This is a genomic window from Dietzia sp. IBK-p2-15D (assembly GCF_057773105.1).
Map to the genome: position 1 here is coordinate 50,959 of NZ_JBYMTK010000007.1, position 16,561 is coordinate 67,519.

Annotated in this window: 12 protein-coding genes and 1 tRNA gene; 10 read left to right on the forward strand and 3 right to left on the reverse strand. The window is 73.2% G+C overall.

Going from position 1 to position 16,561, the window contains the following annotated elements; genetic code table 11:
- Positions 1-29: 29 nt before the first annotated feature.
- From AC3DEV_RS10730 to AC3DEV_RS10760, 7 genes are all read left to right on the forward strand, one after another.
- Positions 30-1,076 (forward strand): alpha/beta fold hydrolase, encoded by a 1,047-nt coding sequence (locus AC3DEV_RS10730; protein ID WP_488372087.1) that lies wholly within the window; start codon positions 30-32, stop codon positions 1,074-1,076.
- A 126-nt stretch (positions 1,077-1,202) separates the two neighbouring features.
- Entirely contained in the window at positions 1,203-2,003 is an 801-nt protein-coding gene (locus AC3DEV_RS10735) for a crotonase/enoyl-CoA hydratase family protein (protein ID WP_488372088.1), read from the forward strand.
- 73 nt (positions 2,004-2,076) lie between these two features.
- Positions 2,077-2,484 (forward strand): glutamate-cysteine ligase family protein, encoded by a 408-nt coding sequence (locus tag AC3DEV_RS10740; RefSeq protein WP_488372089.1) that lies wholly within the window; start codon positions 2,077-2,079, stop codon positions 2,482-2,484.
- A 4-nt stretch (positions 2,485-2,488) separates the two neighbouring features.
- On the forward strand, positions 2,489-4,204 hold the full coding sequence (locus tag AC3DEV_RS10745; protein WP_488372090.1) for a circularly permuted type 2 ATP-grasp protein: 1,716 nt from the start codon (positions 2,489-2,491) through the stop codon (positions 4,202-4,204).
- Between the two features lie 67 nt (positions 4,205-4,271).
- Positions 4,272-6,878, forward strand: coding sequence for a glutamate-cysteine ligase family protein (locus tag AC3DEV_RS10750; protein ID WP_488372091.1), 2,607 nt, complete (start codon positions 4,272-4,274; stop codon positions 6,876-6,878).
- Positions 6,871-8,760 carry a S9 family peptidase gene (locus AC3DEV_RS10755; RefSeq protein WP_488372092.1) on the forward strand — a complete coding sequence of 630 codons (1,890 nt, stop codon included), beginning with the start codon at positions 6,871-6,873 and terminating at the stop codon, positions 8,758-8,760. Before AC3DEV_RS10750 ends, AC3DEV_RS10755 begins: the two co-directional genes overlap by 8 nt.
- The gene (locus AC3DEV_RS10760; RefSeq protein WP_488372093.1) at positions 8,738-9,925 is read left to right on the forward strand and encodes a M20 family metallopeptidase; all 1,188 of its coding nucleotides are present in this window, start codon (positions 8,738-8,740) and stop codon (positions 9,923-9,925) included. The genes AC3DEV_RS10755 and AC3DEV_RS10760 overlap by 23 nt, the downstream gene beginning before the upstream one ends.
- Positions 9,926-10,091: 166 nt before the next feature.
- Here the strand turns inward: AC3DEV_RS10760 and selD are convergent, their stop codons facing one another.
- Positions 10,092-11,102 (reverse strand): selenide, water dikinase SelD, encoded by a 1,011-nt coding sequence (gene selD, locus AC3DEV_RS10765; protein ID WP_488372094.1) that lies wholly within the window; start codon positions 11,100-11,102, stop codon positions 10,092-10,094.
- 71 nt (positions 11,103-11,173) lie between these two features.
- Here selD and AC3DEV_RS10770 point away from each other — a divergent pair.
- The 3 genes from AC3DEV_RS10770 to selB all read left to right on the forward strand — a co-directional run bounded on the left by AC3DEV_RS10770 (position 11,174) and on the right by selB (position 14,414).
- Positions 11,174-11,269 (forward strand) — tRNA-Sec (locus AC3DEV_RS10770).
- 119 nt (positions 11,270-11,388) lie between these two features.
- The gene (gene selA, locus AC3DEV_RS10775; protein ID WP_488372194.1) at positions 11,389-12,651 is read left to right on the forward strand and encodes an L-seryl-tRNA(Sec) selenium transferase; all 1,263 of its coding nucleotides are present in this window, start codon (positions 11,389-11,391) and stop codon (positions 12,649-12,651) included.
- Positions 12,651-14,414, forward strand: a complete 1,764-nt coding sequence (gene selB, locus AC3DEV_RS10780) for a selenocysteine-specific translation elongation factor (protein ID WP_488372095.1) — start codon at positions 12,651-12,653, stop codon at positions 14,412-14,414. Before selA ends, selB begins: the two co-directional genes overlap by 1 nt.
- A gap of 71 nt (positions 14,415-14,485) precedes the next feature.
- On the opposite strand, the gene nrfD is transcribed toward selB, so the two are convergent.
- Entirely contained in the window at positions 14,486-15,592 is a 1,107-nt protein-coding gene (gene nrfD, locus AC3DEV_RS10785; RefSeq protein WP_488372096.1) for an NrfD/PsrC family molybdoenzyme membrane anchor subunit, read from the reverse strand.
- On the reverse strand, positions 15,592-16,560 hold the full coding sequence (locus AC3DEV_RS10790) for a 4Fe-4S dicluster domain-containing protein (RefSeq protein ID WP_488372097.1): 969 nt from the start codon (positions 16,558-16,560) through the stop codon (positions 15,592-15,594). Before AC3DEV_RS10790 ends, nrfD begins: the two co-directional genes overlap by 1 nt.
- Position 16,561: the final 1 nt, after the last annotated feature.

The window sequence follows — 16,561 nt, forward strand, 5'->3', positions numbered from 1 at the left end:
GAGGCGCCTGGTCACCGGAAGGGGTTCACGTGAAACATCTCGTGCCCGCCCTCGTCCTCGCGATGGCGGCCCTCGTCGTCGTTCCCTCCGGCGCGGCCGCGCAGACCGGTGACGCCGCGCAGACCGGTGACACCACCCCGCCTGCGGCCGCCACCACAGGTGTAGCGGATGGCGCGGTTCCCGCGCCGACCGCCGGCGGCCCGCACCCGGTGCCCGCGTCCTTCGTCGACGGACTGCGCGCGGAGGTGCAGAACCCCCTCGGCGAGCACCCGGCCACGAACGACTGGGACTGTGAACTGACCGAGGCCCGCCCGCGCCCGGTGGTCCTGGTCCACGGCACGTTCCTCAACCGCCAGGACAACTGGGCCTACCTCGCACCGAGCCTGGCCAACGAGGGGTACTGCGTCTACGCCCTGACCTACGCCGCGCATCCGGAGGCCCCCTGGCCCCTGAACGCACTGGGCGGAACGCGGACGATGGAGGAGGGCGCTGACGACCTCGCCGGGTTCGTCGACCGGGTGCGCGAGGCGACCGGAGCGGACAAGGTCGATCTGGTGGGGCACTCGCAGGGCACGATCATGCCGGCGGTCTACGTCAACGAGATGGGCGGCCACCGCTACGTCGAGAACTACGTCGGGCTCGGCTCGGTGTGGCGGGGCAGCACGGCGTTCTTCCTCTCCACGATCTTCGACGCGTTCGGGCAGGTGGGCATCCGCGACGAGGTCCAGGACTTCATCCACGCCGTCGGATGCGGTGCGTGCAACCAGGTCCTCGCGGGCAGCCGGTTCTTCCACGACCTGTGGCGGGACGGGACCCCGTACCACCCGGACGTGCGATACACGAACATCCTCACGAACATCGACGAGATCGTCACCCCGTACACCAGCGGGTACGTCGAGGGGCCCAATGCCGAGAACCACGTGGTGCAGGACTACTGCCCGCTGGACTTCTCCGAGCACGTCTCCATCGTCACCGACCCCGTCGCTCGCGATCTGGTGTTCAACGCGCTCGACCCGGGCAACCCGCGTCCGGTGGGCTGCGAGTTCGTCCCGCCGGTCACGCCGCTGCACAGCTGAGCGCATGGGCCCGGGCCGGGGAGACACCGTGCACGCTCCGTCGCACCCTGCGCCCGGTGCGCTGCGGAGAGGGCCGAATAGCGCGGAGGCGCTGCGGGGCGGCCACCGCCGGGCGAGACTGGGCCCATGACCTCAACCGAGAACCGTCCCGCCGTCCGTACCGAGCGCCGGGACCACGTCCTGCTCGTCACCCTCGACCGCCCGGAGGCCCGCAACGCCGTCAACGGGGAGGTCAGCACGCTGCTGGGCGACGCCCTGCACGAGGCGGACACCGATCCCGAGATCCGGGTCGTGGTGATCACCGGCGCGGGAGAGCGGTCGTTCTGTGCGGGCGCGGACCTCAAGGCCATCTCCCGGGGTGAGGACATCTTCCCGGCCGAGAACCGGCAGTGGGGATTCGCGGGGATGATGCAGCACTACGTCTCGGTCCCTGTGATCGCCGCGGTCAACGGCACCGCACTGGGCGGGGGCTGCGAGATCGCCCTGGCCTGTGACCTCGTGGTGGCCGCCGACCACTCGGTGTTCGGGCTGCCGGAGGTGCGGCGTGGGCTCATCGCCGCCGCCGGTGGCGCGTTCCGGCTGCCGGCCCAGCTGCCCCACCGGGTGGCCATGGAGATGATGCTCACCGGCGAGCCGATCACCGCCGGGCGGGCGCTCGACCTGCACCTGATCAACCACGTCGTCCCGGCCGACCGGCTGCTCGACACCGCGCTCGAGCTCGCCGGGACCATCGCCGCCAACGCGCCGCTGGCGGTCCAGGGGACCAAGCGGGTCGCGCTCGGTATCACCGACGGCGGGCGTCCGGCGGAGGTCGACCAGTGGAAGGTCAATGACACGGAGATGATCACCGTCATGACCTCCGAGGACGCGGCGGAGGGCCCGAGGGCGTTCGCGGAGAAGCGTGCCCCGGTGTGGAAGGCGCGCTGAACCCGGATCCGATGAGACCCTTCCCCCAACCCGACCGGATGTGAACTCCGCCCCCCGGCCCTACATTTCCTTTATGGAAGCAGTGTTGAGGTCGATGGTCGTCGAAGAGGACCTGCACGTCCTCGACACCGCGAGCAGGGAGTTGACGCCCCGGGCGGCGGAGTTGCTGGCCCTGCGGGGTGGAGGTGGCGCGGGAGAGGAACTGCGCAACTGCGTCATCCGCGCCGCGACCGCCCCTGCCGGGTCCGCGACGGAGCTGCGGTCGGCCCTCCGCGCGGAGCGGGCGGGGCTCAACGGGGCGGGGGCCGAGCTCGGGCTGGCGGTGGTCGCCGCCGGGGCCGTCCCGCTCGTGCCCCCGGATCCGCCCTCGTCGACGAGACGCCGAGGACTCGTCGACTCCTGGCCGACTACGAGTACCTGGCCCGGGATCAGATCTACTGTGGCGTCCGGATCCGGGTGGAGGCCCGGGCCTCGAGGGTGATCTGGTGGACCCCGTCACCTTCCGGGCCCGGCCCGCCACCGACGTCGTCTCGGATCTGGTGGAGTCCCTGACCGGCGAGTTGAGCCGCTCGGGCGACCTCGACACCGTGCGCACCCTGCTCGACAACGCGCTCTACAACGGCAGCAGTGCGTTCCGGCAGCGCCAGGCCCTCCGTCGGCGGGGACACCCCCACGACGTGGTCGACCTGCTCGCGGCGGAGACCGCCGGGATCAGCGGTCCCCGGTCGGCGGTCCCCGACGCCCACTCACGACTGTTCGGCGTCTACGAACCGATCGAGGGCCTCGACGCCGACCCGAGCTGGGACGAGGCGGTCGAGGAGGGGGGTGCCCCCCGAGAGGCCTACGCTCCCGTGATGTCGGCCCTGGACCGGGCGGGCACCGTGCGGCTCCGGTCGCGACAGGTGACGGCGGAGAAGGAGGCCTCGGTGGCCGGGGTGACGTTCCGGGTCACCGGACAGGAGCGGCCCCAGGCGTTCCCCATGGACTTCGTACCCCGCATCCTCTCGCCCGAGGTGTGGCAGATGCTGGCCGCCGGCACCGAGCAGCGCGCCCGCGCCCTGGACGCCTTCCTCGACGACATCTACGGCCAGCGCGAGTTCGTGCGCGCGGGGCACATGACGCCCGAGTCCCTGGACCGCGCCCCCGGTCACCGCAGCACGGGACGCGTACAGCGGCCGGGTCGGACGCGGGCGCACATCTGCGGGATCGACCTGGTGTGCGGGGACGACGGCACGTGGTTCGTGCTGGAGGACAACGTCCGGGTGCCCTCCGGGATCGCCTTCTCCCACGCCCTGCGACAGATGACCACCTCCCTGTTCGGCGACCTCACGGGCGGGTTCGATCTCCACGCGCCGGACGAGGCGTTCGGCATGATCCGCGAGACGCTCGAGGCGGCCGCCCCGCCGGCCGCCGGGGACGAGCCGCAGCTCGCGGTCGTCTCCTCCGGGTCGGCAGATTCGGCCTGGTTCGAGCACCGACTCATCGCGCAGCGCACCGGACTGCCGCTGGTCACGCCAGACCGGCTCACCTTCCGGGACGGGGTGCTGCACCATCGCGCGGGCCGCGACCTGCACCGGGTGGACGTCATGTACGCCCGGATAGACGAGGACATGCTCCTCAGCTCGCCGGGCGACGACGGCATCCCGCTGCGCGACGGGCTGCTCGACGCGCTCGGCGCCGGACGCCTGACCATCGCCAACGCCCTCGGCAACGGGGTGGCCGACGACAAGGCCGTCTACGCCTCCGTCCCCGCCATGATCGACTTCTACCTGGGGGAGACCCCGATCCTCGAGCAGGTCCCCACCTACCTGTGTGCCGACCGGACGCAGCGGGACCTCGTGTTGGACCGCCTCGGCGAGCTGGTGGTCAAGCCGATCGACGGGTACGGCGGACTCGGGATCACCATCGGGCCGGAGTGCTCGGAGGCGGAGCTGGCCGCCCGCCGGGAGGACCTGCTCACCCGGCCGGAGGGGTTCATCGCCCAGGAGGTCGTGCCCCTGTCCACGTTGCCGACCTTCGACGGCACCCGGATGCAGCGCCGACACGTGGACCTTCGCGCGTTCGCCCACGTCCGACGCGAGGGGGGCAGGACCACCGCACACGCGGTCCCGGCCGGGCTCACCCGGGTCGCGCCGGCGGGATCGATGATCGTCAACTCCTCGCGGGGCGGCGGCGGCAAGGACACGTGGATCATGCGGTGACCCCCGCGCCGGGCCCGGAGAGCTGCTGCGGGTGCGGGCTCGCCCGGGTTCGCTTAGCGTGGGAATGATGACCGACGCACAGCGATGGATCAGAGTCGAAGAGGAACTCCACCTCGTCGACACGAGGACCCGGCGACCGGTTCGGCGGGCAACGGAGGTGCTCGCCGCTCTCGGCGACACCGGGCAACGGGGACAGGAGGGCCACGTCCGGCCGGAGCAACACGGCGCGATCGTGGTCGCGGACGCGGGCGCCCACACCGGGCTCGGCGAGCTCGGGGACGCCCTCCGCCGTAACCGGACCCGCCTGGCGGAGGCCGCCAACGGACTGCGGACCGGGGTGGTCGCGGCAGGGTCGCTGGCCTCGCCCGGAGTGGAGTTCGACCCAGCGCCGCAGGACCCCCACCCCGCGCCGGGCCGCGAGTCGCAGACCCGCGCCTCCGCCGGCTTCCGGGTGGTGGTCGAGACCGCCGACACCGACGAGGCCCAGTACGCGGCCCGACGGGTCGCCGCCCTCGCGCCGGTGCTGCTGGCACTGTCGGCGAGTTCCCCCTACTGGGCCGACGGCACCGATACCGGGTACGCCTCCACCCGCTACTTCGAGAGCCAGTGGTCGCCCGCACACCTGCCCGCCTATGCCGCCGACACCGCCGACGAGGCGCTCGCCTGCGAGGACGAGATCGTCGCCACCGGCGTGGTCGCGGGACGGGAGGGGATCGCGGTCGACGTCCGCCCCGCCCGGGACGGGGACGGGATCGAACTCGTGGCCTGCGATTCGTGCAGCACGATCGACACCCTCGTCGTCGTCGCCGCCCTGTTCCGCGCGGCGGTCGACCGCGTCCTCGCCGAACGGGACGCCGCGCAGGGCACCGGATCCGGCGGGTGGGACGGACCCTCCGACGCCGTGCTGGCGGCGGCGTTCTGGCGCGCCGCACGCTCCGGACTCGAGGGGGACCTCGTGGACGTGGCGACCGGGCGCCCCCGCCCCGCCACCGAGGTGCTCACCGGACTGGTCGACGACCACGTGGACCACCTCCGGGCCGGTGGCGAACTCGACCTGGTGCTGAACCTGCTCGACGGGGTCCGCGGTTCCGCGACCTCGGCGACCCGCCAACGCGCGGCGCACCGCCGTCGGGGACGCCGCAGCGACGTGATCGCCGTCCTGCTGGCCGAGACCGTCGAGCGGATCCGCCCGCGGGACACCGCCGACGACCGCGGGATGCGGCACATGCTCGCCGCCTACTCGCCGCTCGGGGAGGCGGTCACCGAGGAGGTGCACGACGAGGCCATCTCCGAGGACGGCAACCCGCGGCCCGAGTACGTGGACCTGCTCAAGGCCGTGTCCGACATGGGCCCCGAGGTCCTGTGCGAGCGCAAGGAGCAGGTGGACGACACGCTGCGCTCCATGGGCATCACGCTCAAGGTGTACGGCAAGGACGAGCCGCAGGTCTTCCCGCTGGACTCCGTCCCGCGGATCGTCCCGGCCGACCAGTGGGCGCGGATCTCCGCGGGCATCGAGCAGCGGGCGCGCGCGATGGAGATGTTCCTGCGCGACATCTACGGGGCGGGCGAGATCAGCCGGGCCGGCGTGGTTCCCGCGGAGGCGCTCCAGCGGGCACCGGGATTCCGTCCCACCGGACGCGCGGTGCCCGAGGGCGTCCTGCACGCCCCGGTGTGTGGCGTGGACCTGGTCTCCACGGCGCCGGGCGAGTGGATCGTGCTCGAGGACAATCTGCGGATGCCCGGGGGGATGGCGATGGCGGTCGCACTGCGCGACCGGATCGCCGAGGGTTTCCCCGAGTTCGGTGCGCGGTCGGAGGTCCACGACCCCCGCGAGGCGCTGGCGATGCTGACCGACACCCTGCGGGCGGCCGCGCCCGAGGGGGTCGACGATCCCGCCATCGGCGTGGTGGTCGCCGAGGACGAACTCGAGGCGTACGACCTCAAGAGTGTCACGGCGGCGGTCGGTGGCGCCCTGGTGACGCCCTCGGACCTGGTGTGCGAGGACTCCGCCCTGTGGCGGGTCGAGGGCGGGGAGCGGCAGAAGATCGATGTGCTCTACGTCCGTATGGACGAGGAGATGCTCCTGTCCTCTACGGGCGCAGATGGCACCGCGCTGCGCAGCGGACTGCTGAACGCGATGGCGGAGCACGGCGTCGCCGTGGTCAACGCGCCCGGCAACGGTGCTGCCGACGACAAGGCGATCTACGCGATGGTCCCGAAGATCATCGATTTCTACCTGGGCGAGAAGCCCCTCATCGGCCAGGTCGACACGTACCTGTGCGCCGACCCCGACCAGCGTCGACAGGTCCTCGACCGGCTCGGCGAGCTGGTGGTCAAGCCGATCGACGGCTACGGCGGGTCCGACATCACCGTGGGCCCGGAATGCTCGCCCCGGGAGCTCGACGAGCGTCGGGACGAGCTGCGCCGCCACGGGGACCGGTTCGTCGCGCAGGAGGTGCAGTCACTGTCCACCCTGCCGACGTTCGACGGCCGCGAACTGCAGCGACGCCACGTCGACATGCGGGCGTTCGTCATGTTGCGGCACGGTGAGGGGGGAGAGATCGCCGCCACGGCCCCGCCTGTCGCACTGACGCGCGTGGCCCCGGCGGGCACCATGGTCGTCAACGCCTCGAGCGGAGGCGGCGGAAAGGACACCTGGATTCACCGTGCCTGACACCACCGAGGTCGAAGTCGAGGTCACCGAGGAGGCCGAGTCCCGCGACGTCGCGGGACCCCCCGACGACGCCGCCGGGGGGCCCACCCAGATCCGCCACACCACGTCCCCCAACCTGTCGCCCGACGGGTCGATGTTGGCGTGCGTGGTCACCGAGCGCACCGGCTACCCGCGCGCCGTGCAGAGGCCGCTGGGGCCGGGCGGGCTGGACGGGGCCGGGCCGGAGCGCGACGTCGTGCTGCCCGTCGACGGCCCCGTGCGCCGCGTGGCCTACTCGCCCAACGGCAGGTGGCTCGCCTGCGAGGTCGCCCCGGACGGCGGCGAGCGCGAACGGATCTGGCTGGTCACCACCGACCCCGACGATCACGACGTCTACCCCGTCGACACCGTGGGCGACGCCACCATCCAGATCGTCGGCTGGGACGGCGACCTGCTAGCGGTGACGGCGTTCGACTCCGAGGGCCTGGCCGAGGGCCGGCTCGTGGACCCCGAGACCGGGGAGCACACCGTCGTCGATCGACGGATGGGCGGCGCACTGGTCCACGCGTGGGACGGTGCCGCGCTGTTCCGGGTGGGTGCCCGCGGGAACCGCGAGCTGCTGCGCATCGTCCCCGACGGCCGGTGGTGGCCACTGCTGCCCGTCGACACCGGCTCCACCACGGACGCCGGGGTCATCCTCGACGCGGGGGATGCTGACCGCCCCATGCGGATGATCGTGCGCAGCGACCACTCGGCCGACCGGATGGGCCTGCTCGCGGTCGAGGCGGACGAGGACTCCACCGAGTCCTGGCCGGTGGCGTTCCGCAGGGACGCCGATCTCGACAAGGTCGAGGTGAGCCTGGACCGCTCGACCGCGGTCCTGTTGTGGAACGTGCGCGGCGGCCTGTCGGAGATCGAGGTCCTCGACCTGCGGCCGGAACGCCCCCGGGTCATCGTCCGGCCGCCGCTCCCGGAGGTCGTGGCGTCGTCCCCCTCGCTGACCGCCGACGGCAGGTTGCTCGCGCTCACCGTCCAGAGCCTGGACCAGCCGCCCCGCACCGTGATGTACGACGTGGACAACCGGAGGTGGACCGGGCGGCCGCCCGAGCAGCCCGACCCCGCGCCGACGCTGGTCGAGTTCACCGCCCGAGATGGGCTCCAGCTCAGCGGCTGGCTGTACCGTCCCGACATCGGCGACGAACCGGGCCCGACCGTGGTCCACCTCCACGGCGGTCCCGAGGGGCAGTCGCGCCCCGGGTACAACGACATCGCCCGCCGCTACCTCGACATCGGCGTGACCTACTTCGCGCCCAACGTGCGCGGGTCGACCGGATCGGGCCGCTTCTTCAGTCACGCCGACGACCGCTACGGCCGCTTTTCCGGCATCGACGACGTCGAGGACGCCCTGCTGCACCTGATCGACGAGGGCATCGCCGATCCCGGCCGGGCGGTGGTCTCGGGCCGGTCCTACGGCGGCTACCTGGTCAACGCCACCCTCGTCCGCCACCCCGGCCGGTGGTGCGGGGGGATCGCCGCATGCGGGATGAGCGACCTGCAGACCTTCTACCGCACCACCGAGCCGTGGATCGCCGCGGCCGCCTACCCCAAGTACGGCAACCCGCTTCAGGAACGTGAGCTGCTGCGGGAGGCCTCGCCCCTACGTCGGTATCACCACGTCGACGTCCCGATGCTCTTCGTCCACGGCGCGCACGACACCAATGTGCCGCTCAGCGAGACCGATCAGGCCGTGGAGTTCCTGCGCCGGCGCGGCGTACCGGTGGACGTCCTGCTGTTCGAGGACGAAGGTCATGAATTCGTGAAATTGGCCAACCGGCAGCTTCTCGGCGACCGGGTGGTCCAGTTCTGCCAGGAGGTGTTCGATGTTCGGACGCAAGAAGAATGAGACCCCCGACCCGACCGGGTTCGAGGGCCGGCTCGTCGGGTGGCGGCGGCACATCCACGCCCACCCCGAGCTGTCCTACGAGGAGCGGGAGACGACCGAGTACATCGAGGGCGAGCTCCGATCGATGGGGCTCAAGCCCGAGCGGTTCGAGGTGGGCACCGGGCTGTGGTGCGACGTCGCCGCCGTCGACGGGGCCACGTCGACCGACGTGGTGGCGCTGCGCGCGGACATCGACGCGCTGGCCATGAGCGAGGAGTCCGGCGAGTCCTTCTCCTCCGAGGTCGAGGGCGTCAGCCACTCCTGTGGGCACGACGGCCACACGGCGATGCTGCTGGGCGCCGCCGAGATGCTGGTCGCCGACCCGCCGCCCCGCCCGGTGCGCCTGATCTTCCAGCCGGCCGAGGAGACGATGCCCGGCGGTGCCAAGGACTGCGTCGAGGAGGGCGTGGTCAAGGGCGTCGACCGCATCCTCGCGCTGCACTGCGACCCGCACCGCCGGGTCGGCGAGGTGGGCGTGACCGGCGGGGCCATCACCTCGTCCAACGCCAAGATCGGCATCACCGTCCACTCGGACGGCGGGCACACCGCGCGTCCGCACGAGACCCAGGACACCGTCTTCACCCTGGCCCAGATCGTCACGGGCGTCACGGGCGTGATCGACCGACGGATCGACCCGCGGTCGGGCACCGTGCTCACGTGGGCCTCGATCAAGGCCGGCGGGTCCGCGCCCAACGTCATCCCCGACTCGGGCGAGATCTGGGGCACGCTGCGCAGCGCGGACCGCGATGTGTGGGCGACCGTCGAGCCGCTGGTCCGCGAGACGGTCGAGCGGATCGGTGCCCTGTACGGGGCGCGCACCGAGGTCGAGTACATCCAGGGTGTGCCGCCCGTGGTGAACGACGACGAGTGCGCCGACCTCGCGGCGAAGGCCGTCGAATCGGTGCTCGGAACCGACGGGGTGGGCACCGCCGACCAGTCCAGCGGCGGCGAGGACTTCGCCTGGTACACCGAGGAGATCCCCGGCGTCTACCTGCGGTTGGGGGTGTGGGACGGCGAGTCCGAGGAGACGGACCTCCACCATCCGGGCTTCGTGCTGGACGAGCGGGCGCTGGCCCACGGGGCCCGCATCTTCGACGCGTTCGCCCGCCTCGACCGCCCCGCCTGAACCGGCGGGGCGGCTCCCGCCGCGCGCGCTCACCCTCCCGCCCTCGTGCGCTCACCCTCCCGCCGCGCGCGCTCACCCTCCCGCCGAGCAGAGGATTTCGCCGGTATCGCCCGAGAGCGGGTGTGCGAAACCCTCTTCTCGGCGAGGTGCGGGGAGCCCGGCCCCGTCAGCGCACGGTGATCGCCGCGTCTCCGGCGGGGACGAGCTCGCCGATCACGGTGCCTCCCGGGATCTCCCCGGCCACGAGCAGCCCGCCGGAAGTCTGCGCGTCGGCGAGCAGGAGCAGTTCGTCCTCGTCCACGTCGGCCGCGAGGTGCGGACGTACCCAGTCGAGGTTGCGGCGCGTCCCGCCGCTGACGTATCCGTCGGCGAGCGACTGACGGGCGCCCTCGAGGTAGGGCACCGCGGCGGGGTCGATCACGGCCGAGACGCCGCTGGCCCGGGCCATCTTGTACAGGTGGCCGAGCAGGCCGAATCCGGTGACGTCCGTGGCGCACTCGACCCCGGCGGCCAGGGCGTCGCGGGAGGCGGCGTCGTTGAGGGTGGTCATCGTCTCGATCGCCTCGCGGCTCACCTCGCCGGTGTTCTTATGCCGACAGTTGAGCATCCCGATCCCGAGCGGCTTGGTGAGCGACAGCGGCACCCCGGCCCGGCCCGCGTCGTTGCGCAGCAGCCGGTCCGGGTCCGCCAGCCCGGTGACGGCCATGCCGTACTTGGGCTCGGGGTCGTCCACGCTGTGCCCGCCGGCCACGTGACAGCCGGCGGCGCCGGACACCTCCTGGGCACCGCGGAGCACCTGTCCGGCCATCTCGTACGGCAGGACGTCCATCGGCCAGCACAGCAGGTTGATCGCCATGATCGGCGTCCCGCCCATCGCGTAGACGTCGGACAGTGCGTTGGCCGCGGCGATGCGCCCCCAGTCGTACGGGTCGTCGACGACGGGGGTGAAGAAGTCGGCCGTGCTGATGACGGCCCGGCCACCGGTGATCCGCACCGCCGCCGCGTCGTCGCCGTCGTCGAGGCCCACGATGAGTTCCGCGGCCGGATCGCGGACCGGGGCCCCGATGAGGTCGGCAACGACGTTCTCCAGAGCACCGGGCGGGATCTTGCAGGCACACCCGCCCCCGTGCGCGTACGAGGTGAGCCGGGCGGCGGGCGAGATGGGTTCGGTGGTCATGGTCCGACCCTAACGAGGCGGCGCCGATCGGTGGGCGCGGCCGGGGAACACCGCCTAGTCTCGTGGGGCAGGGAGGCGTCCGGGCACCTGGTGGTCCCCGCGGTCTTCAAAACCGACGTGGCCGAGTATCTCGGTCAGGCGGGTTCGATTCCCGTCCGCCTCCGCCACAACCTCACCGTCACCGGCACCGATCCGAAAAGGGGAACGGACGATCACCGAGCAGCCGCGGACAGGGTCGGGGGCGCCGTCGCCCGATCCGCGTCGTCTCATTCCGTCCACCGACGTCCTGCTCCGCGATCCCCGGCTCGCCGAGGCGGTCGACGGGCTGGGCCGCGAGCTGGTCAAGGGTGAGATCCGCGGTGCGCAGGGCCGCGCCCGGGCCGGAGCACTCCCGCCCGACGGGATCGTCGACGCGGTGCTCGACGCGCTGCCCGGCGCGCCCGTGACGCTGACGCCCGTCCTCAACGCCAGTGGTGTCCTGCTGCACACCAACCTCGGCAGGGCGCCGCTGTCGGACGCCGCCGTACGCGCGCTCGCCGAGGCCGCGGGCACCAATGACGTGGAGCTGGACCTGGCGACGGGTCGCCGGGGCAGGCGGGGCCGCGGCGCTCTCGACGCACTGCGGGCCGCCGTGCCCACGGCGGGCGACGTCCACGTGGTGAACAACGGCGCGGCCGCCCTGGCGCTCGCGACGACCGCGCTGGGCGGGCCGGGTCGGACGATCGTCATCGCGCGCGGGGAGATGGTGGAGATCGGCGACGGGTTCCGCCTGCCGGAGCTGCTGGAATCCACGGGGACCCGGTTGCGGGAGGTCGGCACGACCAACCGGGTCAACGCCGAGGACTACTCCCGCGCGATCGACGACACCACTGCCTTCGTCCTCAAGGTCCACCCCTCCAACTTCGTGGTGAGCGGCTTCACCTCGTCCGTCCCGCCCGCCGAACTGCGGGATCTCGGGGTGCCGCTGGTGGTGGACATCGGCTCGGGGCTGCTCGCCCCCCACCCCACGCTGCCGGACGAGCCGGACATGACCACGACGCTCGCGGCGGGCGCCGACCTCGTGACGTCCAGCGGCGACAAGCTCCTCGGTGGCCCGCAGGCCGGGATCATGGCCGGCGACGCCGCGCTCGTGCAGCGCCTGCGTCGCCATCCGCTCGCGCGCGCGTTGCGCGTCGACAAGCTCACGCTGGCGGCCCTCGAGGCGACGCTGCGCGGCCCGCGCCCGCCCGTCGTCGCCGGTCTCGAGGCCGACCCCGCCGAACTGCGGGCGCGGGCCGAGCGGATCGCCGCACGACTGCGCGCGGCGGGGCTTGATGCGGAGGCCGTTCGGTCCGTCGCCGCCGTCGGCGGTGGGGGCGCGCCCGGTGTCGACCTCCCGAGCGCCGCGGTGTCCCTGCCGGAGCGCTGTGCCGAGACGTTGCGCGCCGGACGCCCCGCCGTCCTGGGGCGCGTGACCGACGGCCGGTGCCTCCTGGATCTGCGCGCAGTACCGCCGGGGGACGACGACGAGCTGGCGCGGCTCGTGCTCCGGGCGGAGGCGCCCACCTGATGTTCGTCGTCGCCACCGCCGGTCACGTCGATCACGGAAAGTCGACGCTCGTCCGCGCGCTCACCGGCGAGGAGCCGGACCGGTGGGACGAGGAACGCCGCCGCGGCCTGACCATCGATCTGGGGTACGCCTCGACCACCCTCGACGACGGCCGCACGGTCGCGTTCGTCGACGTGCCCGGCCACCGGCGGTTCGTCCCCACCATGCTGGCCGGGATCGGACCCGTCCCCGCGGTGATGTTCGTGGTGGCCGCCGACGACGGCTGGATGCCGCAGTCCGCCGAACACCTTGACGCGCTCACCGCGCTGCGCGTCGAGCACGGGGTCCTCGTCATCACGCGTAGCGACCTGCTGGACCCGGACCTCGCGCTGGCGGAGGCCCGCGACGCGATGGCCGGGACACCCCTGGCCGACATACCGTCGGTGTGCGTGTCGGCCGTCACCGGCGCCGGGATGGACACCCTGCGCGGCGAGCTCGCCCGGTTGGGCACGCTTCTGCCGGAGCCCGATAGCGACGCCGACGTGCGGCTGTGGGTGGACCGGTCGTTCACCATCGGCGGCGCCGGCACCGTCGTCACCGGCACGCTTCCCGCGGGCACCATACGGGCGGGGGACACGCTGGAGCTGGGCCCGGGCGGTCCCCAGGTCACCGTTCGCGGTCTGCAGTCGCTCGGGCAGCGGCGCGACGAGGTGGCGGCGGTGTCGCGGGTCGCCGTGAATCTGCGCGGCGTCGCCGCGGACGAGATTCCGCGGGGCAGCACCCTGGTCACCCCGCGGCGGTGGCGCCCGGTCGAGACCCTCGACGTGCGCGTCGACGGGCGGATGGACGCGCTGCCGGAGTCGGTGATGGTGCACATCGGATCCGCCGCGACAGCCGCCCACGTGCGGCCCCTCGACGAGGGGCATGCCCGCCTGACGCTCGCGGACCCGCTGCCGTTTCGGGTGGGGGACCGGCTCATCCTGCGCGAACCGGGAGCCGACCGCATCCCGGCGGGCGCCGTCGTGCTGGATCCCGCCCCGCCGGCGTTGCGTCGCCGCGGTGCGGCACGCCGCCGGGCCGAGGAGTTGGCGGCGACACCGGAAAGCCCGGACCTGCCCTCGGAGCTGCGTCGTCGCGGCGTGGCCCACGTCGACGATCTGCGCGCATGGGGGATCACCGTCCCACCCCTCGAGGAGTCGCACCGCGGCTGGCTGATCGACCCCGGGCACGTCGCCGCCCTCGCCGAGACCCTCGTCGAGGCTGTGCGCGAGCACGACCGCGCCGATCCGCTCGATCCGGGCCTGCCCACCGAGGCGGCCCGCCGCGCCCTCGGGCTGCCCGACGCATCCCTGCTCACGGCCGTCCTCGAGCACTCGGCGGCGGCCTCGCTGCGGGCGGAGGGAGGCCGGGTGGTCGCCGGGGACGGACCGGGTCTGCCCCCGGCGGTCCGCGCGGCGGCGGACACCCTGGCCGAGCGGTTCCGGGGCAGGCCGTTCGACGCCCCGACCGCCGGGGAGTTGGCCGGGCTGGGCCTCGGACCGCGTGAGCTCGCCGCCTGCGAACGGGCCGGACTCCTCACCGGCGTCGGACCCGGGGTGTGGCTGGGCCCGGGCGCGGTCGACGAGGCGGTGCGACGGCTCCGCGAACTACCGCAGCCGTTCACCCCGAGCGGCGCGCGCACCCACCTCGACACCTCGAGGCGTGTGGTGATGCCACTGCTCGAGGTGCTCACCGAGCGGGGGCTCACCCGCCGCGAGGGCGACGACGGCCACGTCGTCGTCTGACCGGGGCGGTCGGTTACCGCGCCGGAGAGCGGGGGGCCACGCCGGCCGGACGCGTCCGCGGGGAGGTCCGGTCACCTCTCGCCCGCGTACGCCTCGCCGCCACCGCGGGCGTCGCGCCGCTCACGCTGGGGGATGACCACGTACTTCGGGTCCTGCGCCGACGCCATCCCGGCGTGGAACACCGCCCAGCGGGTGCACGCCGACCCCGCCGCCAGCGCGATCCCCGCGACCGCGGACAGCGCGCGGTTGCGTCGCCCGAGCACGGCGCCCACCGCGCCGGCGGTGGTGAGGATCTGGGCGGCGCGGTGGTACGCCCCGGCCCGGCCCTCGTGGAGCGGTTCGGCGGTGATGCCCATCGACTGCTGCATGATCCGGTCGGCGGCGAGCTCGAGCGTCGCGCCGCCCACGGCCAGCCGTCGGGCGGGGCCCGTCTCGTGGAGCGGATTGAGCAGCAGCCCGACCCCGCCGGACGCGGCCGCGGCGCTGCCCACGAACACGAACGGCAGCTCACGGCGCGCGGCACTCCAGCTCGGGAGGGACGTGTCAGTGAGCAGCACCGCCGTGTAGGACGCGACCGCCGGCGCCACGAGGGCGGCGACGATCCCGGCCGGGCGCGAGGCGCGGGTGATGAGATCGGTGGGCAGTCGGCGCGCGACCTTGGCCGGCAGCACCGGGACGACCTCCTGCCCCAGGGCCAGCCCCACGAACGGGCCGTACGCCGACAGGAGCCAGGTGCCCACGCTCATCGGGGAGGTCAGCTTGAACACCCGCAGCATGTGGTGGAACCGCTCCGGGCGTCCCAGGTCGCGGACCAGGTAGTAGAGGCTTCCGGTGATCCCGCCGAGCGCGACGATCCGCGCCGAGCGCCGCTGGCTCGGCAGGCCAGCCAGATCCGCACCGGCGGCGAGAAGGGACGAGCCACCGGCCAGCCCGCCGAGGAAGAGGTAGGCCGCGATGTCGTACTCCCACGGCGGGGCCTTGACGATCGGTGTGCCGTAGTAGGAGCGGAATTCCGCGGGGGGCACCACGAGTTGCTCGCGGCCCCCCTTGCCCTTTCGGCGGGTCCGCGTTTTCTGCCCCGGCCCCGGGGTGATGCCCGCCTTGTCGTCGTAGGCCCGGTTGTGGTCAGCTCGGTTGTGGTCGGCTGGGTTGTGGTCGGTCCTGTCGCCGTTGCCCATCAGGCCCCGCCCCCCGCGGCGAAGGCGGCCACCGCGCCGCCGAGCAGCGTCACCGCGGCCAGGGCGGCCTGCCGCCACATCGTCCCCACGAAGCGGGTCGTCACCACGGGGTCCGGCGGCAGCCCGTACACCTCCGGGTCGTCCAAGAGCAGGAAGAACGCGCCCGTGCCGCCGACGCCGTTGTTCGAGTCGTGCCCGTAGAGCTGGGCGTTCGGCTCGCCCGCCTCGACCAGCTGGTCCAGACGCCCGGCCGCGCGCTCGCGAAGCTCGTCGAGGTCACCGAACTGGATCGAATCCGTGGGGCACGCCTTGGCGCAGGCGGGGGTCTGGCCCTCAGTCAGTCGGTCGTAGCAGAGCGTGCACTTCTGGGCGATGCCCACGGCGGGGTCGCCCGCGGGGCCCGAGCGGCGCTCGATCACGCCGTACGGGCACGCGCTCACGCAGTAGCCACAGCCGTTGCAGATGTCGCTCTGCACCACGACGGTGCCGAACTCGGTGTGCATGAGCGCCCCCGTCGGGCAGACGTCCACGCAGGCGGCGTGCGTGCAGTGCTTGCACACGTCCGACTCCATGAGCCACCGGAAGTCCGTGGGCTCGCCGGCGTCGGGGGACTCACCGGGCAACGTCGGGGCCGGCATGCCCAGATCGACGGGCGCGGGCGCCGCGGGGGCCGGCGCGGCGTGCGCCCCGGGCCGGGCCGGCACCTCCTGCTCGATGAACGCGACGTGCCGCCACGTCGACGCACCCAGCGCCTGCGTGTTGTCGTAGGACATGCCGGTGAGCTCGAGGCCGTCGGAGGGGATGAGGTTCCACTCCTTGCACGCCACCTCGCAGGCCTTGCAGCCGATGCACACGCTGGTGTCGGTGAAGAAGCCCTTGCGGGGCGGCGGGTCCGAGTAGCCGTTGTCCTCGGCGGGGTCGATGTCCCCGAAGAAGGACCGCCCGAGATCGGACAGGAAGGCGGACATG